Origin of the sequence: Nocardia sp. GP40, assembly GCF_050434125.1 — a bacterium.
GTDB lineage: Bacteria > Actinomycetota > Actinomycetes > Mycobacteriales > Mycobacteriaceae > Nocardia > Nocardia albiluteola.
The window spans coordinates 1-1,074 of the sequence record NZ_JBNPVW010000058.1; the positions used below are offsets into that span (position 1 = coordinate 1).

General features: G+C 65.9%; 1 protein-coding gene. It reads right to left on the bottom strand.

Annotated features, from left to right (window positions below):
- Positions 1-39: 39 nt before the first annotated feature.
- On the bottom strand, positions 40-1,074 hold a 1,035-nt coding region (locus ABH933_RS45540), incomplete at its 5' end, for a transposase (RefSeq protein ID WP_429455351.1).

Consider the following 1,074-nt stretch of genomic DNA (forward strand, 5'->3'; position numbering starts at 1 on the left):
GAGGTTCACCCAAGGCCGGGTAGTTAGTGTTTTCGCTTGTCATGCAAGGGTTTCGGGTGACCAGGCGGTGGCGCTGTAGAGGCCTGGGCCGAGTTTGTGGATGAGGCCGTCGTCGGCCCATCGGGTCAACTGTCTGTACATGGTGTTGAGGGTGATGTCGCCGAAGTGGGCGGCGATGTCACGGGCTCGCCACAAGCGGTTGGGGTCGGTGTCGAGCAGGGTCAGGATCCGGTGGCGTCGGCGCTGGTCGGGGGCGGTGTGGCTGTCGTGGCGGGAAGTGGTTGGGAGCGGGAGTTGTTCGGTGTCGGGCACTACGATGGCGAGGTCGAGATTGGTGACGGTGCGGCTGGTGTCGGGGCGTCCGTCGTCGAGACGCTCGTTGTAGCGCGACATCGGTGATTTGACCTTGCGGGTGCTGACCCGTTGCCGGCGTGGTGGTAGCAGGTGCCCCAAGATCCGGACGCCGATCCGCCCGAGAAGGCCGCTTCCGGTCCCGGTGGGAACGACCCCGTCCGCGGTGACGACCTGGTCGCGGGCGGTGTGGAAAGCGATGGCGAAGCTGCAACGGTCCGGGTCGGTACCTGGACGGGATTCAGCGGCGTCGACCATCACGATGCGCAGCGCTTGGTACAGGCTCAGCAGGGCCCACATTTCCTGTTCGACACCGACGGGGTCGCCCGAGCGCAGAACTCGTCCGGCCATGATCGTGTGGCGCAGCGCGTAGTAGGCGGATTCATGTTCCCACCGCTGGTGGTAGAGGGCCACCAGCGTCGCTGCCGGGTAGCGGCGGGCGTCGGTCAGGGTCGTGACGAGGCGGTAGCTGGCGCTGAACATGGTGCCGTCGATGCAGGTCACGGTGATCTGGGCGTCGATGATCCGCACCGGGATCCCGGCGATGACCGCCAGATACGAGCCATCGGCCAGGCGGGTCAGGACCGGGATGCGCCGGTTGCTGCGCGACCGACCCAATACTTGGGCACCGGTCGCGCAGACTTTGACGAGGAAGTCGTTGCTGTCGAAGCCCCTGTCCCACAACACCAGCATGTCCGGGCGCAGTAGATGCAGCAGCTTGCA